Origin of the sequence: Pseudomonas sp. RGB (assembly GCF_007713445.1) — a bacterium.
Taxonomy (GTDB): domain Bacteria; phylum Pseudomonadota; class Gammaproteobacteria; order Pseudomonadales; family Pseudomonadaceae; genus Aquipseudomonas.
The window spans coordinates 379,379-403,245 of sequence record NZ_VMSH01000004.1 but is presented as its reverse complement, the minus strand read 5'-3'; the positions used below and the strand labels follow the sequence as shown (position 1 = coordinate 403,245).

Here is a 23,867-nt window from a genome sequence, read left to right as displayed (position 1 = left end):
AGGCAGAATCCCGGGCTGGTTGCTGGGGCTGAGTGGCTTGGCAGGCTTGCTGTTTTTGTGGTGGCTGGGCGTCAAGGTATTGGGCGACGCCGACGGGTTGTCGGCGCGCTTTTCAGTGGCAGCGACCTTCAGCAGCTTGTGGGAACTGCTCGGGCGCAGCGAGCTGTACCTGCACATCGCGGTCAGCCTGAAGCGTATTTTCGTCGGCCTGTTTCTCGCGTTGTGGGTAGGCGTGCCACTGGGCCTGCTGGTGGGCAGTTCGCGCAACCTGGAGGCGGCCACCACGCCGGCCTTCCAGTTTCTGCGGATGATTTCACCGCTGTCGTGGATGCCTATCGTGGTGATGTTGATGGGCGTGGGCGACCAGCCGATCTATTTCCTGCTGGCCTTCGCGGCTGTGTGGCCGATCATGCTCAACACCGCTGCCGGCGTGCGTCAGCTCGACCCGCGTTGGCTGCAGTTGAGTAAGAGTTTGAGCGCTACGCGCTGGGAAACCTTGCGGCGGGTGATCATCCCCGGCGTGGTGGGGCATGTGCTGACCGGCGTGCGCCTGGCCATCGGTATCTTGTGGATCGTGCTGGTGCCGTGCGAAATGCTTGGGGTCAGTGCGGGGCTGGGGTACTACATCCTCGACACTCGGGACCGTCTGGCCTATTCGGAACTGATGGCCATGGTGCTGCTGATCGGGCTATTGGGGTTTGCCCTGGATGCGTTTGCGCGTTGGTTGCATCAGCGCTGGGTGCACGCTGGCTGAGCGCCCCGTTTTCCGGGCTGGAAAACGGGGCGCAGGCGCGATCAGCGGTGCTCGTAGCCTGGGCCGCCGTCGTAGCGATGATCGTGCCAGCCGCCACCGCCGCCGTGTGGGAAAAAGAAGCAGCCGCTCATGCTCAGCATGATCAGCAATGGAATCAGCAGTGTGATTCGACGTAACATTTGAAAATCCTCTAGGGTGCTCACAAGGTCAATCAGGCGTGGGACAAGCCAAACTTTTTCATCGCCTGTAACATACGACCCTGCCGACCCTCATCCATCCCCGTCACTGGGTATGTGCTTGGCATGTTCAGCGATACAAAGTGGATACATTTATCAGGTTCAGGAACCCCGTCATGACCCAAAAGCAACGTTTGAAATATTCGATTCTGATTTCCCTTGTGGTGCTGGGGACGATGTTCGGCCTGTCCTACCTGCAGAACACTGGGGTCATCAGCGAAAAAACGTTCCAGTACATCGCCATTGCCGTGGCGGTGACCGTGGTAGTGATCAACGGCATCATGCGCCGCAAGGTCAAGCCCAACTTCTGATCGCGCCAGTCAGGCGCGACCATCGAGCACTTTGGCAGCCTCTTCATGGAGGCTGTAGCTTTTATCGGCATTGAGGGTGATCACGCCCTCGCTGCACAGGCGCTTGAGCACCTCACGCACGCTGAGAAACGACAACGGAATGCCCAGCTCCAGCAAATGGCTGTGCACGCCGCGCACCCCGAGGGTGCGCTGGTTGTCGGCAGCGGTGAGGAGGGCGTCGATGACCTTCAGCCGAATCAGGCTGGTGCGCAAACCGAAGCACTTGAGCAAATGGCGAATACGCTGGTTGCCTTGCTGTTCGGGCGCTTTGCCGAACGCGTGTGCGCCGCCGCTGCCGTAATTGGCGTCGGCGGCCGGTGAATGTCCGTCCGTGGGCAGTTGCGAGTTGTACATGCAGAAAACTCCTTATCAGAGCCTGATCAGGAAAATGATGGCGCTCTTACCTAATAAGACGAACGAGCGACAGAAATCATGAAGTGCTGAATGTAGAAATTTTGTCGGTATCGACTTTGTCACAGCGCGCACGCCTTAAATAAACGCGTCCGGCGGCTAAATTATTCCCGGTTCATTGCGTCCTTACGGTGGGGTAGCTGCCCCTTGTGAGGGTGTTCAATTTGACTGTGGAGCTTGCGTGATTATTTCCAACCGGTTGTCCAGGGTGTGCGTGGCGGGGCTGTTGCTGGGAGCCAGTGTTGCCGCGTCGGCGCGCGAGCAAGTGACACAGGCGTCGGCGGACATTCGCCGCACCACGTTTGGCGTGCCGCACATTCGCGCCAACGACGAACGCGGCCTGGGCTTCGGCATCGGCTACGCGTATGCCCAGGACAACCTGTGCCTGCTGGCCAACGAAGTGGTGACGGTGAGCGGCGAGCGCGCCAAGTATTTCGGCCCCGAACAGGCGACCCTGGAGGAGCGCAACAACCTTGCCAGCGATGTGTTTTTCACCTGGCTGAATACACCCCAAGCGGTGAGCGCTTTTTGGAACGCTCAGACGCCACAGATACAGCAGCGGATTGAAGGCTACGTCGCGGGCTACAACCGCTACCTGAAAGAGCAGGGCGCGCCGGCACAATGCCAGGCGGCGTGGGTTCGACCGATTGTGGCGCAAGACGTGGTCAAGCTGACGCGCAGGCTGCTGGTGGAAGGCGGTGTCGGTCAATTCGCCGAAGCCCTGGTTGGCGCCACACCGCCTCAGGCCACTGCCAGTGTGAAACCCGGTTTAAAAGCCTTTGAACAGGCGTCAGCCAACCAGCAACGTTTCAGCCTCGACCGCGGCAGTAACGCCGTCGCGGTAGGCCGTGATCGCTCGTTCAATGGCCGTGGCATGCTGTTAGCCAACCCGCATTTCCCGTGGGTGGGCGGCATGCGCTTTTATGAGATGCACCTGACCATCCCCGGCCAACTGGACGTGATGGGCGCCGCGCTGCCAGGCTTGCCGCTGATCAACATCGGCTTCAACCAGCATGTGGCCTGGACCCACACGGTCGACACGTCCAAGCATTTCACCCTCTACCGACTGACGCTTGATCCCAAGGATTCGACGCGCTACCTGCTCGACGGTCAATCCATTCCCCTGGAGAAAACCTCCGTCACCGTGCAGGTCAAGCAGGCCGATGGCAGCCTGAGGCCGCAGGCGCATACCCTGTACAGCTCGCAATTCGGCCCGGTGGTGCAATGGCCCGGCAAGCTGGATTGGGACAGCCACTACGCCTTCAGCCTGCGCGACGCCAACCTGGGCAACGACCGCGTCCTGCAGCAGTGGGACGCCATGAACCGCGCCACCAGCCTCAAGGCGCTGCAAACCTCGGTGCACACCCTGCAAGGCATCCCGTGGGTCAACACCCTGGCCGCCGATGACCAGGGCCAGAGCCTGTACATGAACCTGTCAGTGGTGCCCAACGTCAGCGCGGCCAAACTTGCGCAATGCAGCGACCCGCGCGCCGGCCTGCAACTGATCGTGCTCGACGGATCCCGCAGCGCCTGCGCCTGGGACATCGACCCGCGTGCCGCCCAACCCGGCATCTTCGCCGCCGCCGACCTGCCGCAGCTGGAGCGCACCGACTACGTGCAACACGCCAATGATTCGGCGTGGATGGCCAACCCCAAGGCGCCATTGACCGGGTTTTCGCCGGTGATCAGCCAGGATCACATCGGCCTTGGCCCACGCGCCCGATTCGCCCTGCAGCGCCTGCAATCGCTGGCCAAACAACCGATCAAGGTAACCGACCTGCAAAACATGGTCATGGACAACGAGGTCTACCTCGCCAGCCAAGTCATGCCCGACCTGCTCGCGTTCTGCGCCAAACACCTAGGCGGGGATGCGGCGACATTGCAGCCACTTTGCACCAGCCTTAAAAACTGGGACCAACACGCCAACCTCGACAGCGGCGTCGGCCTGGTGCACTTCATCAATCTGTTCGAGCACCTGCAGGCACTCCCCGACGCCTGGCGCGTCGCCTTCGACCCGGCGCAGCCCCTGACCACCCCGCGTGGGCTGGCCATCGAGCGCGAACCCGTGGCCAACGCCCTGCGCGAAGCCATGCTGGCCTCAACGGCAGCGGTGAGCCAGCTTGGATTGACCCGCTGGGGCGACATCCAGGTCTCCGGCCAAACCCCGATGCACGGCGGCCCGCAGCAGCTGGGCATCTACAACGCCATGCAAACCGTGCCGCGCGCCGATGGCAAACGCGAAGTCGTCAGCGGCACCAGCTATTTGCAAATCGTCACCTTCGACGCCCAAGGCCCGCAGGCCCTGGGCGTATTGGCATTCTCCGAATCCAGCAACCCCGCCTCCCAGTATTCGAAGGACCAGACCCGCGCCTTCTCCGAGAAAAAACTGCGCTCGCTGCCCTTCACCGACGCCCAGATCCAGGCTGACCCGCAGTATCAGCAACAGCTCATCAAGGAGTAGGGCAGGTGCGCAACCCCTTGATGCCAATACGAAATATTTTTGAAATCAAGGGGTTGCAGGTAAAAGCAAATGAGTACATAATGGCGCCCATCGAACGCAACGAAGCATTAAAAACTTCAATGTATTCAATAAGTTAGAGTAGAGGCAGGGTTCTATAGCCCACTCAAGTTTTTATGCGGTAAATGTCAGCGGTCAGGGCATTTGTCGTTTGAGGCCGAGTAGCAAAATGGTTATGCAGCGGATTGCAAATCCGCCTACGCCGGTTCGATTCCGACCTCGGCCTCCACTCTTAGAAACCCCGTAGATTAACGTCTACGGGGTTTTTTATTGCCTTAAAATTGACTGCGCTCAGCCTTGTCATCCGGATCAATGACCACAAAGCACATAGTGTTTGCCGGTAGGTCGGGCATCGTTGGGCGTACTGCCATCGAGCGGTTTCGCGAGCGACAGCCCCGTATGCCCTTGCAGCTGGCGACCGGCCTGAGCGTGGTGCTTTCGCTGTCAGCCGTGCTGGGCCTCAATAGCGGTTTTCCGTTTTCCGCCGGGTCGTATAAGCCCCAGCTACTTGCGAACGCCGAGGCGTATCTGGATGAATTGCGCCGCGCGGGCGCGGTTATTCACGAATGCATCGGGTAAACGTCACCTGATGACAACGCGAGGCGACTTTCAAAGTAAAAAAGGAACGGCTCTATTCAACTAAATAGATCCGTTCCTTTATCAGTCATAGCAGCAAATAACGTGATTTATACCGACGCTGCACTATTAAAAGACTGGCAGCGAAAGCCGATTTGATCACGCCCTTCGATTATGGCGTGACAGTTATCCCCCAAACGGCCCGCTCTTTATCTGCTCGCCTTTTTTCGCACAAGAGGGCGGGTTGGACATGCCGAAGGTCAAGATATTGCCGCCGTTGATAATGCAGTTGAATTGCTTGTTATCGTTGGTTTTCAGCAATACGTAGGTATTGGTGCCCTGGGTTTGACGATTGACAATAGTCAGGTCCGCAGGGGCGTAGCCCAGCGCGCCGGCGCTTTGCGATTTCACGTCATCATCGCTCAACATGTTGGTCTTGCCTGCGAGCGCATTGCAGCCGCCCAACAATGCCACCGTGATGACCAGTGCAAATAACTTGTGCAGTGACATGTTCCTTATCCTTTTTGCCTATAACACGTGAATTAAGCGCTTATGCGGTTCAGCTATCGTCAATTAACAGCGCAAGTGATAAACCTGCGCTGTTGTTTCGCGATGGCTGTTAACAAGCGTCAATTATAAAATGTTACAAAAAGTTCCAGAGAGAAATCTCTTGTCTCTCCGTCTTCATTACTTGTCTGTGTGTCTCGCCGGTGACCCCCGCACCATCATCGCCTGCGAACCCTCGCAGTTGAATCTGTAAGAAAATGTAACCGTTCGTCGGAACCCACGCACTATCAAAGGGATACAGAGGTCGATCTACAGAACAAATAAGACAGGTAGCTATGCGATCTCTAATTTTGGATATGCCTAACGGGCGCCAGCTCGTAGAAGAACTGGACCTGGCAACGGAGCAGATGATGGCGACGCCCGTTGAGCAAATTGGCGGTGAGCAATGGCAGGCGGCATTTGCCAGGCAGCAACGGGCGTTCAGGCTGTGGAGCGATTATCTGCATTGCAAGGCTGACGGCAGGGGGCTGGACTGTCCTCGTAAGGTTGCTTAGGCGTTTGACTGTCAGTTACAAGAAGGGCATGCCTTGCTCTGCAGACGGGCGGGCCTGGCACCACGCATCCTTGGAGAAGCGAGCCCATGTCAAACGCCGCCAGCATGTTTACGCGACAGTTCTTTCACGGCACTCGGGCTGACCTCGAGCCGGGAGACATGATCCGCGTCGGTTATGCGTCCAATTTCACCGAAGGGCGTGCGCTGTCCTGGGTCTATTTTGCGGGCACGTTGGACGCCGCTATCTGGGGGGCCGAACTGGCACTTGGCGATGAGCGCGAACGCATTTATGTCGTACAGCCCACGGGCCCGATCGTGGACGACCCCAACGTCACGGATAAGAAGTTTCCCGGCAATCCGACGCTCTCCTATCTCCCGCGATCCACTGCGGGTCGTCGCCGAAGTGACCCAGTGGCAAGGGCATTCGCCAGAGCGGTTGCAGCAGATGAAAGACAACCTCGCTCGTTTAAAGGCCGAAGGCGGCGATGTCATCCTCGACTGATGGGCCGGTACCTGCGCGTTGATGAGTAGCGATCAAGCCTGGGCCTCGGACCTGGCGATGCGCTGCGCTTTGACCTCATCTGCATACAGGCCAATTTTCCCCTGCTGAGCTCTCAGCAACGCACATATTTTCATCAACGCCACCGCTTCGTCCGGCGTCCTGCCAGTGCCGGCCATGGCCGTCAGTTCAACCACTGACCAGCCGATAACCGCCGCCGCATCTTCAAGGTCATAAAACAGTTCTTGCTGCGCAGTCCTGAGCCCATCGAGCCCCTGCATCAATCCTTCCATCTGCTACCTACCTGACATTGCTTGAAGTCCAATCCATTCACCCCCATCCCTCTTTCAGCCAGGTCTGGGGATTACCAAATACCTCATGAGAACCCGTGCGTCCTGCCCTCACTTGCCCCCGGTGACGTCAAGAAACGTGCCGGTAATGAACGACGCTTCATCGCTCGCCAGCCACAGGATAGCCCGCGCAACTTCTTCGGGTTGTCCGCCGCGGCCCATGGGGATTGAGTCCTTGACCCGATCCACCCGACCCGGCTCTCCGCCACTGGCGTGCATGTCGGTGTAGATATGGCCGGGGCGGATGCAGTTGACGCGGATGCCGTCTCGCGCAACTTCTTTGGCGAAGCCGATGGTGAACGTCTCCAGGGCGCCTTTTGAGGCAGCGTAGTCGATATATTCGTTCGGACTGCCAAGCCGGGCCGCGCCCGAGGATACGTTGATTACAACGCCGCCGCGGCCGTTATGGCGATGGGACATGCGTTTGACCGCTTGTTGCGCACACAGCATCGGGCCGATGGCATTGACCGCGAAGATGCGCTGCATGCGTGCAAAGCCGAGGTCTTCGAGGCGCGATTGTGGTCCGAGTATGCCCGCGTTGTTGACCAGCACATCGATGCGGCCAAACTCGCGGTCAATCGCGGCGAATAACGCCGCGACCTGCTCCGGCTCTGCGCTATCGGCGCGGACCGCCAGCGTTCGCCGTCCGGCGGCTTTCACGTCATTCGCCACGGCCAGGGCGGCGGCCTGGTCGGACACGTAGCTGATCGCGACATCGTAGCCGCGCGCGGCGGCCAGACGTGCGGTGGCCGCACCGACGCCGCGGCTGCCACCGGTAATCAGGATGACAGGGGCCTGGGGAAGGGTGCTCATAACGCGTAAACCTCACTGTGTGACAGCAATGGACGGCCTCAGCCGATAAGTACAGTGCCGAGCGCAATCACCGCGCAGGCCAGAAACTTGCGCAGCGTGAATGCCTCGCCGAGAAACCGATAACCGATCAGCGCGGCAAACAACACGCTGGTTTCGCGCAATGCAGACACCGCGCCCATGGGCGCAGTGGACATGGCGTAGATGATGATCCCGTAGGCCAGCAGCGAGACCAGTCCGCCGCCCAAAGCCGTCGCGACACCGGGCCGCCAGCTGAACAAACTGCGCGTCCCACGTAAACCGATATACACCAGAGGCATCAACACGCCCCACAACGCGCACATCCACACGGTATACGCCAAGGGCGCGCCAGACAGCCGGGCGCCAATGCCGTCGGTCACGCTGTAAGCCGCAATAAAAACCCCAGTACCCAATGCGTACGGCAGGCTGGGAACGGCAAGCCTGCGTTTATTGAACGCCAGGGAAATGATGCCGCCAGACACCAGCGCAATGCCCAGCAGCGCAGCGCCGGTGACTGCTTCCCCGACAAAAACCGCAGCACTCAGGGCGATCAGAATAGGCGAGGAACCGCGGGAAATCGGATAGGTTTGCCCCAGGTCGCCGACCTTGTAGCTGCGTACCAGAAACAGGTTATAGCCCACATGCAGTACCGCCGACAGCCCGGCGTAGCACCAACTGGCCCGGGCGGGCGGCGCCAGGAACGGCGCGATGAGCACGCTGGCAGTGGCCACCGCCAGGCACATCACCGTCATCGACCACAACCTGTCGGCGCCGCCACGCAGCAGCGCGTTCCAGCTGGCGTGCAGGAGGGCGGCGAACAGAATGAGCAAAACGATATGAAAAGGCATGCGCCATCCTAAGCAACGGCGCGCCTGCACTAAAGCGAAGTCCCCTCATCCTGGCATGAGCAAACGTTCATGCTTTAGCGGTAGCTCAGTTGGGCCTGCTGTGACGCTTCCATCAGCCAGTGACGAAAACTGACGACGTGGGGCTGCGATTCGATGCCTTTTGGGCAGACAAAATAGTAGGCCACCGGGGAGTCGAACGGCACATCAAACAGCCTGACCAAACTGCCGTCGCGGATCTGCGCTTCGACATGCCCGCTTCGCGCAAGCGCGACGCCCTGGCCCAGCAGCGCAGCCTCGATAGTCATGTTGGTGTCTGCAAACCGCACACTTTCCTTGAGTGCCGCGATGCCCGTGCCGACATGCTGGAACCAGGCCTCCCACTTCGGCACCAGGTCTGCGCCGTCGCGCGTCAGCAATGGGTAACGCAATAACTGCGCAGGCGTTTGTGGCAGGCCAAAGCGGTGTAGGAGATCGGGGCTGGCCACGGGGAAAATCTGTTCCCTGAGCAGAAACTCCGAGTGCAGGCCCGGATAATTGCCATTGCCCAGGCGGATCGCCACGTCAGATTCACTGCTGGAAAAGGTGATGGCCTTGTCGCTGGTTTCCAGCGTGATCAGAATTTCCGGGTGCTGCTGCGACAGACTCGGCAACCTGGGAAGCAGCCATTTGAGCGCAAAGGAGTAAGTGGTGCTGACCTTGAGGCGCACCCGGCCTTTGTGTTCCCGAAGGTCAGACAGGGTGGCTTGCAGGTTCATGAAAAACTCACGCACGATCGGCGCTAGCGCGGCGCCGGCGGGTGTCAATGTCAGCGACTTGCCGCGCTGAAAAAGCTCCAGACCCCAAATCGCTTCGAGGTGTTTTAACTGATGGCTGACAGCACTTTGGGTGACATGCAGTTCCTGCGACGCCGAGGTGAAGGTGGCATGCCGTGTGGCAACCTCAAAGGCGCGCAAGGTGGCGGTGGGCGGTAAGTCTCTCATCGAATGCAAGCCGGTAGCCATGAATGAAGGCTCATGGTAGTTGATTTGCCGCCAATCGCCTGCTCACCGTGTCCATCCCAGCCCCAGTGCCTTGTGCAGCGACGCAAAATCCTTCAGTAGCTCTGCGTCCGCGGAGATCCGGCTTTCTTGTGCCTGATAGCGCGTGCGCTCCGCATCCAGCCAATCCAGCGTACTCGCGGTACCTGCACGGTAACGCTGACGCGTCAGGTCGGCTGCACGCACTGCGGAAGATTCCACCGTGCGCAACAGCAGCACGTTCTGGCGCTGGTGCCCATAACGCGCCAACGCCACGTCGGCATCGCGCAAGGCACTCAACACCACGCTTTTATAGTTGGCCAGGGCCTCGTCACGTCCAGCCTCTGCCCCTTTGACGCTGGCGGCAACACGGCCGAAATCCAGCGCGTTCCAGGTGATCCGAGGCAGGATCAACCAGGTGCCGTTGTCCTTGCGTGCAAGGTGCCCCGGGTCACCGGCCGAGAATGACAGGTCGCCCATCAAGTTCAGTTTGGGAAACCAGTCTGCGGTCTTCTCGCCAATCTGGGCATTGCTCGATGCCAGTTTGCGTTCTGCGATGCGGATGTCCGGGCGGGCCTTCAAGAGTGCGGCCGGGTCGGCGACCGGCACCGCCTCCGGGATAGCGGGCAGCGGCCGCGCGGTGGCCAGTTGGCTGTCCAGCTCGCCGGGTTCCAGGCCGCAGAGCAGGCCAAGCTGGTCGAGCGATTCGACGATGGCGGCTTGCAGCGGCAGGCGTTGGGCCTGGGTGTTTTGGGCCTGTGTCAGTACCTGCTCCAGTTGCAGTTGCGAGGCCACGCCGCGCTCGCGCCGTTGCTGGGTGAGGTCCAGGGCCTGGTTTTCGATGCCGACGCTGGCGTCGACCAATGCCAGGCGTGCTTGCTGGTCGCGCAGGTCGGTGTAGGCCTGCACTATTTCCGCAGCCAATTGCACTTGGGCGTCAGCCAGCTGGGCTTGGGAGGCGTCGGCCTCGGCTTGGGCGGCTTCGACTGCACGGCGTGTGCCGCCAAACAGGTCGGCCTCCCAGCTGGCATCGAAACCGGCGAGGTACAGGCTCAACGGGCCGCGGCCACCACCATTGTTGCCACCCAGCGCGGAGGTGTCCGGGGAGCGCAGTTTGAGCATCGCGGCATCCCCGGTGACCTTGGGCATTGCGTTGGCTTGCGCGCCGCCGAGGCTCGCGCGGGACTGCTTGAGGCGCGCCTGGGCCGTGGCAATGTCCGGGCTGTTTTGCAGGGCTTGCTCCACCAGCTGGTTCAATTGCGCGTCGCCCAGGGTTCGCCACCACTGCGCGACACCGGGAGTGCTTGCCGATGCGCTGTCAGCGTGCGGCAGGTGCCCGGCCGCCAGGGTCTTTGGCGCGACGTTGGGGGCGCCGTGGTAATCCGGGCCGACGGTGCAAGCCGACAACAGGCCGATGGTCAGCAAGAGGGGAAGGGTGCGAGGAATCATCGTTGTACCGTGCGCTTTTTCAGGATGAAGATCAGGGGCAGGCACGCCAGCATCGCGAGTCCCAGTACATAAAACGAGTCGTTGTAGGCCATCACCGAGGCTTGTTGCGCAATGTCATTGGCCAGTTGTGCGAACGCCTGCACCTGCGCCGTCGATGCATCGCCGGTTTGCGCGAGGTAGCTGGCGGTGTGGCTGGCCATGTGGTCCTGCGCCAACTGGCTGTTGGCCTGGATGCCTTCGCGCAGCCTGTCGTCATGAAAATGGCTGCGTCGGTCCATCAACACGCCAAGCAAGGCCAGGCCGATGGTGCCGCCCAGGTTGCGCGACATGTTGTAAAGCCCGGCGGCGTCCCCGGCGTCACGGGTCTCGACCGAACGCATCGACAGTTGGCTGAGCGGCATCATCACCAGAATCTGCCCAAAACCACGCAACAACTGCGACCAGACAAAGTCGTGCCCGACACTCTCTGTGGTGAGTTGGGTGTCGACGAAGCAGCTGGCCCAATACAGCAACAGGCCGGCACCGACCATCCAGCGCAGGTCATAACGGCCGAGCATGCGCGGCAAAATGGGCATCAGCAAAAACGCCGGTATGCCCGACAGCAACATGATCGCGCCTGACTGCTGCGCGTTGTAGCCCGAGAGGATGCCCAGGAACTGCGGCACCAGATACGCCGTGCCATAAATCCCGGCGCCCACGGCGGTACCGATCAACAGCACGCTGCCAAAGCTCTTGTTCAGCACCAGTTGCAGTCGCACGATCGGCGTACTCGAGCGCAACTGCCCGACCGCAATCAGGAAAAAGCCGATCACCGTGGCGATGCTCAGCCACGTGATCAGCAGCGAGTCGAACCAATGCTCACGCTGGCCTTCTTCAAGCACCACCGTCAGCGAACTCAGGCCCATGGCCAGGCCGAGGATGCCCAACCAGTCGGCACTGATGAAGCGTTGCAGGTTCATGCGCTCGCTTGGCAGGCCGGTGATCAGCAGCGTGATCAGGGCGATGCTGATGGGCAGATTGAGAAAGAAGCACCAGCGCCAGTTGATGTTTTCCGTGAGCCAGCCGCCGATGACCGGGCCGAGCAAGGGGCCGAGGATCACGGTCATGCCAAACATCGTGGTGCCGATGGCCAGCTGGTGCGGCGGCAGGCGCGTGCGCACGATGGTTTGCGCGGTGGGAATCATCGCGCCGCCGGCGAACCCCTGGCCGATGCGCCCGGCGATCATGGCGCCGAGGCTTGAGGACAGGCCACAGAACATCGAAAACGCAGTAAACATCAACGCCGTGCCGATCAGGAACCGGCGCAGGCCGAACACCCGGGTCAGCCAGGCGGCGAGGGGGATCATGACGATTTCCGACATCAGATAGCCCGTGGCGATCCACGTGCCTTCGGTGCCGGTCGCGCCGATTTGCCCTTGAATCTGTGGCAGCGCCGAGTTGGTGATCGACACGTCCAGCGTCGCCAGCAGGGCGCCGAGTGCGCCGGCAGCCACGGCGATCCAGTCGGTCAGCGAGGCGTTGCGCGGTTTTTCTGCGGCCTCGGCCATCAGCGCTTCAGCCATGATTGGCGTCCGCGGCATGGGTGCGGGTGTCGACGTCAACGGTTGCCGACAGGCCAGGCATCAACGCCGCGCGCACCTCATCGGGTATGTCCAGCGAGATGCGCACCGGTACGCGTTGCACGATTTTGGTGAAGTTGCCGGTGGCATTCGACGGCGGCAGCAGCGCGAACTGCGCGCCGGTGCCCGGAGACAGGCTGTCGATATGGCCTTGCAGATCACGCCCTGGCAGCGCGTCCACGTGCACGCTGACGGATTGGCCGGGGCGCATGTCGCCGATCTGGGTTTCCTTGTAGTTGACGGTCAGGTAAATCGCGCTGATCGGCACCACTGTCAGCAAGCGAGTGCCGGGCTGCACATATTGACCGACACGTACGCCGCGGTCGGCCACGCGCCCGTCCAGCGGGCTGCGAATCACTGCATCATCCACGTCCAGCTGGCTCTGCGCCTCGCTGGCCTTGGCCACGCCGAGTTGCGCCTGGGCTTGTTTGAGTTGTGCTTCAAGCGTGCCATAGCGGGTCTGACTGGAGCGCAAGGCGGCCTGTTTGGCCGCCACGGTGCTGCGGGCCTGGGCCAATTGGTTATTCAGCTGCGCCAGGCGCTCTTCGGGCTCGGCACCTGAACGCGCCAGCGGGGCGTAGCGCGCGACTTCGGTCTGTGCGTGTTTTGCATCGGCCTCGGCGCCTTGCAACTGCGCGCGCGCTTCGGCAATGGTCGAGTCCTGCTGCACCAGGTCGGCCTGGGCCTTGGCGTAGTCGGCCGTGCGCGCGGCAATGGTTGCCGAGGCTTCATCGCTGACGGCCTGGTATTTGCGCGCATCCAGGCGCACCAGCACATCGCCGCGCTTTACGTCCTGGTTGTCGCTGACCAGCACTTGGGCCACGTAGCCATTGATTTTGGGCGCCACACTGATGCTGTCGGCTTGCAGGTAGGCGTCGTCGGTGGTCTGGATGAAACGTCCGGTGAGCCACCACCAGGCAGCCCAACCCACAGCACCCAAAAGTGCGACGGTGGCGATGGTCAGCAGTATCCGTCGAGCCTTGCCGCGTTGACGGTTGACGGTGTCTTCAGGAATGACCTGAGGCGAGGGAGGTGCAGCGGACATCGGGTCACTCCAGATTTATAACAGATGGAATAAATTCCATTTTTCGCGAATTTTTGTCAACTGGTATATTTTGGTCCGGTATTCGAAAGGAGCTGCACATGGCACGACATAAACCTGCCGCCGAGGGTGGTTATCAGCGTGGTGAAGAAACCCGCGCGCGTATTGTCGACGCGGCGGTCGTGGTCTTTGGCGAGCGCGGCTACGACGGCGCGTCGACCCGCGACATCGCCACGGCAGCGGGCGTCAACGCCCCGGCGATTCAGTATTATTTTGACGGCAAGGAAGGCATCTATCTGGAGTGTGTCGAGCACTTGATCACACTGCTGTGGCGCAAGATGGCGACGTGCGTGGAGGCCGCCGAATGCGCGTTGGCTGATGAGGCCTCGGACGATAAAACCCTGATCGACGTGTCGCTGGGCATCCTCGGTACGGTGGTTTCCACCATCCAGGACAGCCCGCAAACCACCGCCTGGCGTGCGTTTCTTGACCGCCACCAGGCCGGCCTGTGTCCAGAAAGCGCGACAACCGCCTTTGAGGATCGCTTCAAGGCGCGCATTGGCCGGGTTATCCGCCAACTGATCGCGCGCCTGGCCGGTTTTGCGGTGGAGGACGAGCGCACCGTGATTCACTCGATGGCACTGTTCACCCAGGGCCTGGCATTCCGGGTGCAAAAACCCAAGCTGCTTGAGGCGTTGAAGTGGGCCGAGGTCAACCAGAAGGAAATGGAACTGGTGCGCGACGTGGTGCTGATGCAGGCCCGGTTTACCCTCGAAGGCCTGGTCAAGCAACGCGGCGTGATCGCTACGTGATGTGATGTTCAACCCCAGACAAGGACGCAACGATGTCGCTCTATACCGTTACCATTCCCTGCTTCGCCCAGATGCTGAACTCGCTCAAAGGCCTGCTCGCCAAAGGTGAGGCTCACGCTGCAGCGCTGGCTTTCGACCCGCAAGTTCTTCTCGATTCACGCCTGGCACCCGACATGCACCCCCTGGCGACTCAGGTTCGCTACGCCTGCACCCAGGCGCGCGAGGCGGTTGAGCGGCTAAGCGGGCAGCCGCTGTCGACGCTGCAGGCGCCGACTTCGATGGCTGAGGCGCTCGCACTGATCGACCAAACGCTGGCAGTGCTCGCCGGCGCTGATCGCAGCGTGATTGAGCGTCGGGCGGATGAATCCATCGCCATCGAACTCCCCGGTGGTATCGCCTTCCAAATGACCGGCAACGAATACGCCGTCAATTGGGCCACGCCGCAGTTCTATTTTCACCTGATGACCGCCTACAACATCCTGCGCCATAACGGCGTGCCGCTGGGCAAAGCGGACTATGTGCCGCACATGTTTGCGTATGTGCGTCAGGGCTGAACGCAGCACTAAGGGCGGCGGCGATTGGGGTTCTGCGCAGTGTCGACACGTGCTGTACGAGTGGTCTGCCGCCGCGCTTTTTTGCAGATGACCTGCGCCCAGATGCTGCGAAAATCGGCCAGCCGTTGTGAAATGTTGTGAAGCATGGGGAATGGCCCTTTGCCCATGCTAACGTCCGCATCGGGGTATCGTCAGCACGACGATTTCATTCGTTCCATTGAGGGAGCAGCGCCGATGTCTACTACCGTAACGCCCGCGTCTGGCGGGTCGAACACGCCAAAGTCCTCGCCATCGTCTTTCGACGACAAGTTGAACATTGCCAAGTCCAGCAAGGTCATTGCCGATTACATGCGCCAGACGGGCAAGTCGGCCATCACCAAGCAGGAGCTGTCGCAACTGGCCAGCAATGCCTCGGGCAAGGTGCCAGCGAACGTTTCCGACGCTGCCAAGTACATGGAAAAACACCCGGATGTATTCACCGCCATCGAAACCCACGACGTGGCCGGCGCCGACAACCTGTCCGGCGTGTGGAACTTCGACTGGGCGGCCAATGGCGGGCTGAAGGGCACGGCGACCGATGCCATCGCCACAATGCAGGACACGTTTGACATGGCCATCGCCAAGTCTGCGCAGATCACTGAAATTTCCACCGCTAAAAAAGCCGAACTGGACTCGACCAAACAACGGCCGCAGAACTGAGACCGCAGGTTGTCAGCCACGCCCAAAACGGTTCCCGGCGCGTCAGTGGGGACCGTTTTCTGCCTGACCGGCGGTGAGTGTCACTCAATACCCGCAACTCAATCACGGCGCTGTGCCGACACTCATGGTTTGGCCTTTTTTGATGCGTTCAGCGCAGATTCAAGCAGCGTGAGCAACTATACCGGTCAGTGAAAGCATTCCACTCGCCACTGCCGGAGAAACCTTGATGCTTGTGATCGTCGGCGTACTTGCCAGCGTGGCCGTGTGGATCTGGTGGACCTATCCCCCGCGAGTTTCTCGACAACGCCAAAGTGTATTCCTCGATCCGACCCTAGCTGTACGGGGCAGCCAGGGCTGCAACCGATTACTGTCGCAGGCAACCACCGCCGTCTGGATGCCGCGCCATGTTCATGTCTACCAGCCTGCTCTCAGCCTTCGTGCTGTTTGCCTTCGTGTCCTCGATCACACCCGGCCCCAACAACACGATGCTGCTGGCCTCGGGTGTGAACTTCGGGTTTCGCCGGTCGATGCCCCACGCGTTGGGAATCAGCATCGGCTTTATGCTGTTGGTGATTTCGGTGGGGCTCGGTCTGGGCGAAGTGTTCAAGGTATTTCCGTGGGCCTACACCCTGTTGCGGTATGTGGGCGCGGCTTACTTGTTGTACTTGGCGTGGAAGATTGCAACCTCCGGCGGCATGTCCGAGAGCGACAACGAACACGCCAAACCCATGACCTTCCTCGGGGCGGCGGCGTTTCAATGGGTCAATCCCAAGGCGTGGATCATGGCGTTAGGGGCGATCACCACCTACACGCCGGCCGAGGGTTATGTGACCAACGTGCTGGTGATTGTCCTGGTGTTTGCGGTGGTCAACTTGCCCAGCGTGTGTGTCTGGGTCGTTTGCGGCACTGGCCTGCGCACTGTGCTGCGTGAACCGCGTTGGTTGCGTCTGTTCAACGTGTCGATGGCCGGGCTGCTGGTGGTGTCGCTGTACCCGATGCTCTTTGCGAGTTGATAAAGTTCGAGACGGTGACGCAGTCACACGGGCGAGATGGTCGCCAGCAAGCCGATGCCGATGGTCAACACCAAAAAGCCGAACAGGAAAAGTGCCATCTTGGTCATAAGGCCTCCGAAGGGAAGGGAGCGACAGGAATGTCGGATTGGCGCCATTGTCCGCCTCGAGGCGTTTTCGATACAGACGCAGATAGCAAAGAAAAAACCGTATCAGATGGCCCCGCAACTGCCCGGCAGCTGGCCTGGAAGGCGGGCGGGTTTCTAAAGATCAGGCACGCGGCTGGCGTTCAACAGCGCCGCCGGGGCAACCGCACGCCCAGGCACCACGCCTGGGGAATGCCGAGGGACAGCGCCTGCATTTGCCCCTAAGATAGCGCCCACTGCATCAACAATAAGCGTGGGCCAACCCTCGATGGAAAGACGCCAATTCAGCGGTGGCATGCAAGGCAAGAACCTGCGCTACCTGAATGACTCCCCCCAGCAGCGGCCGCCGGTTACCCGTGTGGGCTTCCTGCTGCTCGAACACTTCTCCCTGCCCGCATTCACCCAGACCCTCGACACGCTGATCACCGCCAACCTGCTGCGTCCCGAACTGTTTGCCACCCGTACGTTTGGTTGCGGCGACGGCGAGGTGATCAGCGACCTGGGCCTGGTGATCCGTCCCGATGCGCGCCTGGACGTGTCGGCATTGCCGCAGTTGGACCTGTTGGTGGTGTGCGGCGGCTTTCGTACCGAACTCAAGGCCGATGACGAATTCAGCCAGCTGTTACGCAGCGCCGCCGAACAGGCTGTCGCCCTTGCCGGGTTGTGGAACGGCGCCTGGTTTCTCGGCCGCGCCGGACTGCTGCAGGGCTATCGCTGCGCCATCCACCCGGAACATCGCCCGGCGCTGGCGGAGGTCTCCAAGGCCGCCCAAGTGACCAGCGAGCCCTATGTGATCGACCGTGACCGCCTGACGGCCTCCAGCCCCTCAGGCGCGTTTCACATGGCCCTGGACTGGATCAAGGGTCTGCACGGCAAGGCGCTGGTCGAGGGCATTGAAGACATTCTGGCGTTTGAGGAGTCGCGTTACCGACGCATCAAACCCACGGAAAATGTCTGCGTCAGTGCGCCGCTGCGTGAGGTGGTAAAGCTGATGGACGCCAACCTTGAAGAACCGCTGGAACTCGACCAGTTGGCCGTCTACGCCGGTCGTTCACGCCGTCAGCTGGAGCGGCTGTTCAAGGAACAATTGGGCACCACGCCGCAGCGCTATTACATGGAACTGCGGGTCACCGAGGCGCGGCGCTTGTTGCAGCACACCGAACTGTCCCAAGTGGACGTGCTGGTGGCGTGCGGTTTTGTCTCGCCGAGCCATTTCAGCAAATGTTACAGCGCGTATTTCGGCTATCGCCCCTCCAAGGAGAAGCGGCTGGTCAAGTAGTCTGCGCGCGTTGATTGTCTATCTGGACGACGTTTTATCAAGGAGTACCGATGCCTATAACACTGTCAGACCGCTACCGTGGCAGCCTGCTTGGGCTGGCCTGTGGCGACGCGGTCGGCACCACGGTTGAGTTCATGCCCCGCGGCACATTTGCCGCCGTGACGGACATGGTCGGAGGCGGGCCGTTCAGCCTGAAGCCTGGCCAGTGGACGGACGACACATCGATGGCCCTGTGCCTGGCCGAAAGCCTGCTGAGCAAGGGCGGCTTTGATGCGAAGGATCAGATGGGCCGTTACCTGAACTGGTGGCAATGGGGCTATTTGAGTGCCACGGGAGACTGCTTTGATATCGGCATGACCGTGCGCGAGGCCTTGGCGGCTTTCCAGCAGCATGGCGACCCATTTGCCGGTTCTACACACCCGTATTCGGCCGGCAATGGCTCGATGATGCGTCTCGCGCCTGTGGTGTTGTTCTTCTTCCCGGACCTGCAACGTGTGCGCACCTTTGCCATCGACAGTTCACGCACAACCCACGCGGCTCCAGAGGCCATCGAGTGTTGTGTGGTGCTCGCGCAGGCGCTTTGCAAGGCCTTGAGCGGCATGCTCAAAGACGAGGTGTTGCGCGTCTCGGACAGTGCGCTGACGGCGCCCAAAGTGCTGGCTATCGCTGCCGGCGAATACCGTAACAAGGCGCGTGGCGAGATTGCCGGTTCCGGCTATTCGGTTGCCTCGCTGGAAGCCGCGTTCTGGTGCTTCCACCACACCGACAGCTTTGCCGATGCCGTGCTCGCCGCTGCAAACCTGGGTGACGATGCGGACACCACGGCCGCCATCGTGGGCCAGTTGGCGGGCGCCTACTATGGCGTCCAAGGCATCCCCGCCGGCTGGCTGGAAAAATTATGGATGCGCGAGGAGATTCAGCAGATGGCGGATGCCTTATCAGACGCCTCCAGGGCCGGCCACTGAGGCCGGCACCCGGGAGCGTTGCTCAGAATCGCCCCAGTCGATAGGGCGCAAGCGTGGGCAGCCCGGACAGCGAGGGTTGTGCGGCGGCCAGTTGCGCGACGATCTCCGCCGTCACCGCCGCCTGCGTCAAGCCCAAATGCTGGTGCCCGAACGCAAGCAACACCTTGCCGTCGCACAGCCGATCAATGATCGGCAATGAGTCGGGCAGGGAAGGGCGAAACCCCATCCAGGCGGTCGCGTCCTGCGCGTTCAGGTCCTCACGGAACAGCCCTTGGCTCAGCCGGTGCAATTGCCAGGCACGCTGCATATTCGCCGGGCGCTCGAGCCCTGCGAACTCGACGGTGCCGGCCAAGCGCAAGCCATCGGTCATGGGCGTCATGATGAACTTGCGCTCAAACGAGGTGACGGCAAACGGCAGGCGGTGCTGCTCCCTTGGCAGCATCAAGTGATAGCCGCGCTCCGTATCCAACGGCACTGTTTTACCCGTGAGTGCCGCGGTGAGTCTGGCCGAGTGAGCACCGCAGGCGATCAGCACCTGGCGCGCGGTGACGACGCCTTGATCGGTCATCAGCGACACGCCAGCGCCTTCCAGCCGCCCATCCAGCACGCGCTGCTGCACAAACTGCACGCCACTGGCCTGGGCGGCGCTCACCAGTGCGCAGACCACGGTGTACGGGTCAATAAAATGCCCGGTGGCGGGGAAAAACAGGCCGCCTCGGATAGCCTCGCTCAGTTGCGGCGCCACCTGGCGTATCGCATCGCCTGGCCAGAATTCCACCGCCACGTTCTGCTGCTGCATGCGCAGGCGCAATGCATCGATCGCCTCAGCTGACGCGGCGCGCTCAAACACCAGCAAGGAACCGTCTGGACGCAACAACTGTGGCCGGTCGATGCTCTGCAACAAGCGTTGCCACGCCGCCAGGCTGGCTTCATTCAGCGCGCGAATACCTGCGACCGTGCGCCGGTAGCGCGCCGGGCGCAGGTTCAGCAGCAGGCGCGCAAACCAGGGCAGGGCGCGCGGCAGGTATTTCCAGTCCAGGCGCAGCGGGCCCATGGGGTCCATCAGCATCGCCGGCAGGCGCTTGAGGATCGACACGTCGGCAATCGGAAACACCTGCTCGGTCGCCAAGTGCCCGGCATTGCCATAGGAGGCGCCCATACCGGGCTGCTGCGGGTCGATGACCACCACGCGCCGGCCTTGACGCGACAATTGCAACGCGCAGGCCACGCCGATGATCCCGGCGCCGATGACGACGGTGTCTGCAGTGTTGGAATCGGACATGGCCTAGGCCTCTCTCTGACCGTCGAGCAAACGCCTTAACTGCAACGGGTTGCCCTGTTGCAGCGCGCAAGGCAACAAACCATCGGGGAAGTCCTGGTAGCACACCGGGCGCAAAAACCGCAGGATCGCCGCTGTGCCCACCGAGGTGCTGCGTGAGTCCGAGGTGGCAGGGAAGGGCCCGCCGTGGACCATGGCGTCACACACCTCCACACCCGTGGGCCAGCCGTTGACCAGCAGGCGCCCGGCCTTGCGTTCAAGCACCGGCAGCAAGGCTTTGGCACGTGCCACGTCCGCATCGTCCAGGTGGAGTGTGGCCGTCAGTTGGCCTTCCAAGTGTTCCGAGACCTGGCGGACTTCATCTTCGCTGGCGCACACCACCACCAGCGATGCGGCGCCGAAGACTTCTGCTTGCAGGTGCTGATTGCGCAAAAAGTCGTGGGCCGGGGCGACGAACAGGTGCGCCTGAGCCTGGTTGGGGCCGTCGGCCGCCTGACCTGTTGCTGCAATCCGGGCATGTTCGGCCAGCGTACTCACGCCGCTTTGGTAAGCGCGGAAAATACCCGGCGTCAGCATGGTTTGGGCCGCGCAACCGCGCAGCAACTGCGTTGCGCTGGCGATGAAAGCATCCAGTGCGCTGCCTGCGACGGCAATCACCAACCCAGGGTTGGTACAAAATTGCCCGGCGCCCTGAGTCAACGACGCGACAAAACCCCGCGCCAACGCTTCGCCACGTGCCTGCAACGCGGCAGGAAACAGATACACCGGGTTGATCGAACTCATCTCGGCATACACCGGGATCGGCTCCGGCCGCGCCTGCGCCGCCTGGGTCAACGCGATACCAGCGTTGCGCGAACCGGTAAAGCCCAAGGCCTTGATGCGCGGGTCGGCGACCAGCGCCACGCCGATGTCCGTGCCTGCGCCGTAAAGCAGTGAAAACACCCCGTCGGGCAAACCACAGGCCTTCACCGCCTGGGCCACCGCGCGTCCGACCAGTTCACTGGTGCCGGGATGGGCACCGTGTGCCTTGACGACCACCGGGCAGCCGGCCGCCAGGGCCGATGCGGTATCACCGCCCGCCACCGAGAACGCCAAGGGGAAATTGCTCGCGCCAAACACGGCCACCGGTCCCAGTGGCACCTGCCGTTGACGCAAGTCTGGACGTGGCAACGGCTGGCGCTCGGGCTGCGCGGTGTCGACACGCACGCCCAGCCATTCACCAGCGCGCACCGTGCGCGCAAAGCTACGCAACTGCGCGCAGGTGCGGCCTCGTTCGCCCTGGATGCGCGGGCGCGGCAGGCCCGTTTCGGCCATGGCGCGTTCAATCAACTCATCGCCAAGGGCTTCGATAGTGTCGGCAATGACGTCCAGAAAGCCGGCGCGCTCGGCCAGCGAGGTTTCGCGATAGGTGTCGAACGCAGCCCACGCCAGGGCGCACGCCTGCTCGACATGCTCACGACTGCCGCCGGCGTAAGCCGGCTCCAGTGGCGCGTCGGTGGCGGGATTGATGGCCCGAATCGCTTCGCGATGGCCGGAAATTGCTTGCTGACCGATCAGCATCTTGCCCGTCAGAGTCATGGGGTCGTCCTGGAAAAATGAGGGTTGGCCGCTGTGAGAAACACAGCGGCGCGCAAGGGCTCAGGCGAGGTTCTGTTCGGCCGACCAGTTGGCGTACCACTGGCGGAACAGCGCGTACTGGTGCTCGGCATAACGCCGCTGCGCATCACTGAGCACGTCGGTGTCGTTGAAGTGCAGGGCGTAACCCTGGTCACCGTTAAGCACCATCAAATGCTTGTAATACAGCACCAGGTCGCAGCCTTCGTCGAAGGAGGACAGCACGCCCAGCGCCGCTTCCAGTTCGCGGGCCAGGCGCCGCGCCTTGGCGTCACCTTTGGCGGCTTGCTTGCTCAGGGCCACCAGTTGCAGCACTTCGCGTGGCAGCGCATTGCCGATGCCGGTGATGGCGCCGGTGGCGTTGCAGTTGACGAAACCGTGCACCACCTGGGTGTCGACGCCGACCATCAGGGTCACGTTATCGTCCTGGGAGGTGATGTTTTCAGCCGCGTAACGCAGGTCGGCAGCGCCGCCGAATTCCTTGAAACCGATGAGGTTGGGGTGTTCGCGGCGCAGTTCGAAGAACAGGTCGGCGCGGGTGGCAAAACCGTAGTACGGGCTGTTGTAGATCACCGCCGGCAGGTTTGGCGCGGCATTGAGGATGGCCGAGAAGTGCGCCTTTTGCGCGGTAGCCGACGCACCGCGTGACAACACGCGCGGGATCACCATCAGGCCATGGGCACCGACGTTGGCCGCGTGCGCTGCGTGGGCCACGGCCTCACGGCTGTTCACCGCACCCGTGCCGACAATGGTCGGCACACCGGCAGCCACCAAGCGCGCCACACCTTCCTGGCGCTGGGCCTCGGTGAGCAACGGCCAGTCACCCATGGAGCCGCAGTACACCACGGCGCTCATGCCGATATCGATCAGCTCGCGCCCCTTGGCCACCAGGGCGTCGAAGTCCGGCGTGCGCTCACGCGTGCACGGGGTCATCAGCGCGGGGATGCAACCGGTGAAAATGTTGTCGCTCATTGTTTTAACTCCTTGCAGCGTTCAGTAAAAAATCGGGGCTCAGATGCCCCAGGCGAAAGGGTCCTGCGCGTCGATCAGCAGGGTGCTGTCGGCGGTCATGTAGGCGCGGCCGGTGATAAACGGGCGTACGCGCTCGCCGTCCCATTCATAGCGGCCTTCGAATTGGCTGCCGGTGATGCTGGCTTGCACCCAGGTCGCACCGGGCGCGAGCTTGCCGTCGGCGGCCAGGCACGCGAGCTTGGCGCTGGTCCCGGTGCCGCACGGCGAACGGTCGTAGGCTTTGCCGGGGCACATCACGAAGTTGCGGCTGTCGGCGTTGGCGTCGTCTGCGAACAGTTCGACATGGTCGATCAGCGCGCCATCGGCGCCGTGGATGCCTTGGTTTTCCAAGGCCTTGAGCATCGTCCAGGTGTAGTCGGTGAGGGCGTCGACGTTGCCCATCTCCAGCGTTTGCCCGTGCTGCGAGACCAGGAAAAACCAGTTGCCGCCCCAGGCAATGTCGCCGTGGACCACACCATGGCCTGGCACGTCCACCGCCACGTGGTGACGATGGCGATAGGCGGGCACGTTGCGCAGGGTCACGGCGCCGTCTTCGTGCAGGGTGGCCGTTACAGGGCCGACCGGCGTGTCGATGCTGTGCACGCCGGGATCGATGCGCCCCAAGTGGTGCAACGAGGCGACCAGCCCGATGGTGCCGTGGCCACACATGCCGAGGTAGCCGGTGTTGTTGAAGAAGATCACCCCGCACGTTGCACCCGGAGTGACCGGCTCGCAGTACAGCGCGCCGACCAGTACATCATTGCCGCGCGGTTCCAGCAGGCAGGCGCGGCGCCACAGGTCGTGCTCGGTGCGCAAGTTCTCCAGTTGCTCGGCGATGCTGCTGCCTGTCAGCGTGGGAAAGCCGTCCAGCACCAGGCGCGTGGGTTCGCCGCCGGTATGGGAGTCGATCACGTGCAACCGTTTCATAAAATGCTCCAT

The 23,867-nt window shown here is 61.8% G+C and carries 24 protein-coding genes, 1 tRNA gene and 1 pseudogene; 12 read left to right on the top strand and 14 right to left on the bottom strand.

Going from position 1 to position 23,867, the window contains the following annotated elements; genetic code table 11:
- The first annotated feature begins 7 nt into the window (after window positions 1–7).
- Window positions 8–754 (top strand): ABC transporter permease, encoded by a 747-nt coding sequence (locus FPT15_RS11570; protein WP_370004772.1) that lies wholly within the window; start codon window positions 8–10, stop codon window positions 752–754.
- 41 nt (window positions 755–795) lie between these two features.
- On the opposite strand, the gene FPT15_RS29765 is transcribed toward FPT15_RS11570, so the two are convergent.
- Entirely contained in the window at window positions 796–933 is a 138-nt protein-coding gene (locus tag FPT15_RS29765) for a hypothetical protein (protein WP_164487942.1), read from the bottom strand.
- Window positions 934–1,106: 173 nt separating this feature from the next.
- On the opposite strand from FPT15_RS29765, the gene FPT15_RS11565 reads away from it, so the two are divergent.
- Entirely contained in the window at window positions 1,107–1,301 is a 195-nt protein-coding gene (locus FPT15_RS11565; protein ID WP_053255884.1) for a hypothetical protein, read from the top strand.
- 9 nt (window positions 1,302–1,310) lie between these two features.
- On the opposite strand, the gene FPT15_RS11560 is transcribed toward FPT15_RS11565, so the two are convergent.
- Window positions 1,311–1,694 carry a fe2+ zn2+ uptake regulation protein gene (locus FPT15_RS11560; RefSeq protein ID WP_119740169.1) on the bottom strand — a complete coding sequence of 128 codons (384 nt, stop codon included), beginning with the start codon at window positions 1,692–1,694 and terminating at the stop codon, window positions 1,311–1,313.
- 238 nt (window positions 1,695–1,932) lie between these two features.
- On the opposite strand from FPT15_RS11560, the gene FPT15_RS11555 reads away from it, so the two are divergent.
- From FPT15_RS11555 to FPT15_RS11545, 3 genes are all read left to right on the top strand, one after another.
- Window positions 1,933–4,212 (top strand): acylase, encoded by a 2,280-nt coding sequence (locus FPT15_RS11555; RefSeq protein ID WP_145161007.1) that lies wholly within the window; start codon window positions 1,933–1,935, stop codon window positions 4,210–4,212.
- Window positions 4,213–4,424: 212 nt separating this feature from the next.
- Window positions 4,425–4,498, top strand: a tRNA-Cys gene (locus FPT15_RS11550).
- 170 nt (window positions 4,499–4,668) lie between these two features.
- Window positions 4,669–4,848 carry a hypothetical protein gene (locus tag FPT15_RS11545; protein WP_145161005.1) on the top strand — a complete coding sequence of 60 codons (180 nt, stop codon included), beginning with the start codon at window positions 4,669–4,671 and terminating at the stop codon, window positions 4,846–4,848.
- A 183-nt stretch (window positions 4,849–5,031) separates the two neighbouring features.
- On the opposite strand, the gene FPT15_RS11540 is transcribed toward FPT15_RS11545, so the two are convergent.
- Window positions 5,032–5,355 carry a hypothetical protein gene (locus tag FPT15_RS11540; protein ID WP_145161003.1) on the bottom strand — a complete coding sequence of 108 codons (324 nt, stop codon included), beginning with the start codon at window positions 5,353–5,355 and terminating at the stop codon, window positions 5,032–5,034.
- A 637-nt stretch (window positions 5,356–5,992) separates the two neighbouring features.
- On the opposite strand from FPT15_RS11540, the pseudogene arr reads away from it, so the two are divergent.
- A pseudogene (arr, locus tag FPT15_RS11530) lies at window positions 5,993–6,407 on the top strand (NAD(+)--rifampin ADP-ribosyltransferase).
- Between the two features lie 32 nt (window positions 6,408–6,439).
- On the opposite strand, the gene FPT15_RS11525 reads toward arr, so the two are convergent.
- From FPT15_RS11525 to FPT15_RS11495, 7 genes are all read right to left on the bottom strand, one after another.
- Complete coding sequence (locus tag FPT15_RS11525) at window positions 6,440–6,697, bottom strand: hypothetical protein (RefSeq protein WP_145160999.1); 258 nt, start codon at window positions 6,695–6,697, stop codon at window positions 6,440–6,442.
- 108 nt (window positions 6,698–6,805) lie between these two features.
- A complete protein-coding gene (locus tag FPT15_RS11520; RefSeq protein ID WP_145160997.1) occupies window positions 6,806–7,567 on the bottom strand; it encodes an SDR family oxidoreductase in 762 nt (253 codons plus the stop codon).
- 38 nt (window positions 7,568–7,605) lie between these two features.
- Complete coding sequence (locus FPT15_RS11515; RefSeq protein ID WP_145160995.1) at window positions 7,606–8,433, bottom strand: DMT family transporter; 828 nt, start codon at window positions 8,431–8,433, stop codon at window positions 7,606–7,608.
- Window positions 8,434–8,507: 74 nt separating this feature from the next.
- Window positions 8,508–9,413 (bottom strand): transcriptional regulator GcvA, encoded by a 906-nt coding sequence (gene gcvA, locus FPT15_RS11510; RefSeq protein WP_145160993.1) that lies wholly within the window; start codon window positions 9,411–9,413, stop codon window positions 8,508–8,510.
- 63 nt (window positions 9,414–9,476) lie between these two features.
- The gene (locus tag FPT15_RS11505; protein ID WP_145160991.1) at window positions 9,477–10,898 is read right to left on the bottom strand and encodes an efflux transporter outer membrane subunit; all 1,422 of its coding nucleotides are present in this window, start codon (window positions 10,896–10,898) and stop codon (window positions 9,477–9,479) included.
- A complete protein-coding gene (locus tag FPT15_RS11500) occupies window positions 10,895–12,460 on the bottom strand; it encodes a DHA2 family efflux MFS transporter permease subunit (protein WP_145160989.1) in 1,566 nt (521 codons plus the stop codon). The genes FPT15_RS11505 and FPT15_RS11500 overlap by 4 nt, the downstream gene beginning before the upstream one ends.
- Window positions 12,453–13,562 (bottom strand): HlyD family secretion protein, encoded by a 1,110-nt coding sequence (locus FPT15_RS11495; RefSeq protein WP_145160987.1) that lies wholly within the window; start codon window positions 13,560–13,562, stop codon window positions 12,453–12,455. The genes FPT15_RS11500 and FPT15_RS11495 overlap by 8 nt, the downstream gene beginning before the upstream one ends.
- A gap of 98 nt (window positions 13,563–13,660) precedes the next feature.
- Between FPT15_RS11495 and FPT15_RS11490 the strand changes: the two genes are divergently transcribed.
- The 6 genes from FPT15_RS11490 to FPT15_RS11465 all read left to right on the top strand — a co-directional run bounded on the left by FPT15_RS11490 (window position 13,661) and on the right by FPT15_RS11465 (window position 19,024).
- The gene (locus FPT15_RS11490; protein ID WP_145160985.1) at window positions 13,661–14,371 is read left to right on the top strand and encodes a CerR family C-terminal domain-containing protein; all 711 of its coding nucleotides are present in this window, start codon (window positions 13,661–13,663) and stop codon (window positions 14,369–14,371) included.
- Between the two features lie 32 nt (window positions 14,372–14,403).
- Window positions 14,404–14,925: a DUF1993 family protein gene (locus tag FPT15_RS11485; RefSeq protein WP_145160983.1), complete on the top strand. Its 522-nt coding sequence runs from the start codon at window positions 14,404–14,406 to the stop codon at window positions 14,923–14,925.
- 234 nt (window positions 14,926–15,159) lie between these two features.
- The gene (locus FPT15_RS11480; RefSeq protein ID WP_145160981.1) at window positions 15,160–15,624 is read left to right on the top strand and encodes a hypothetical protein; all 465 of its coding nucleotides are present in this window, start codon (window positions 15,160–15,162) and stop codon (window positions 15,622–15,624) included.
- A gap of 404 nt (window positions 15,625–16,028) precedes the next feature.
- Window positions 16,029–16,637, top strand: coding sequence for a LysE family translocator (locus tag FPT15_RS11475; RefSeq protein ID WP_145160979.1), 609 nt, complete (start codon window positions 16,029–16,031; stop codon window positions 16,635–16,637).
- Window positions 16,638–17,075: 438 nt separating this feature from the next.
- The gene (locus tag FPT15_RS11470) at window positions 17,076–18,059 is read left to right on the top strand and encodes a GlxA family transcriptional regulator (RefSeq protein WP_145161234.1); all 984 of its coding nucleotides are present in this window, start codon (window positions 17,076–17,078) and stop codon (window positions 18,057–18,059) included.
- Between the two features lie 50 nt (window positions 18,060–18,109).
- Window positions 18,110–19,024, top strand: coding sequence for an ADP-ribosylglycohydrolase family protein (locus FPT15_RS11465; RefSeq protein WP_145160977.1), 915 nt, complete (start codon window positions 18,110–18,112; stop codon window positions 19,022–19,024).
- 22 nt (window positions 19,025–19,046) lie between these two features.
- Here the strand turns inward: FPT15_RS11465 and FPT15_RS11460 are convergent, their stop codons facing one another.
- The 4 genes from FPT15_RS11460 to FPT15_RS11445 are packed head-to-tail and all read right to left on the bottom strand — an operon-like array spanning window position 19,047 to window position 23,855.
- Complete coding sequence (locus tag FPT15_RS11460) at window positions 19,047–20,306, bottom strand: FAD-binding oxidoreductase (protein WP_145160975.1); 1,260 nt, start codon at window positions 20,304–20,306, stop codon at window positions 19,047–19,049.
- Window positions 20,307–20,309: 3 nt separating this feature from the next.
- Window positions 20,310–21,881, bottom strand: coding sequence for an aldehyde dehydrogenase (NADP(+)) (locus tag FPT15_RS11455; protein ID WP_145160973.1), 1,572 nt, complete (start codon window positions 21,879–21,881; stop codon window positions 20,310–20,312).
- A 60-nt stretch (window positions 21,882–21,941) separates the two neighbouring features.
- A complete protein-coding gene (locus tag FPT15_RS11450) occupies window positions 21,942–22,889 on the bottom strand; it encodes a dihydrodipicolinate synthase family protein (RefSeq protein ID WP_145160971.1) in 948 nt (315 codons plus the stop codon).
- Between the two features lie 39 nt (window positions 22,890–22,928).
- A complete protein-coding gene (locus FPT15_RS11445) occupies window positions 22,929–23,855 on the bottom strand; it encodes a 4-hydroxyproline epimerase (RefSeq protein WP_145160969.1) in 927 nt (308 codons plus the stop codon).
- Window positions 23,856–23,867 lie beyond the last annotated feature (12 nt).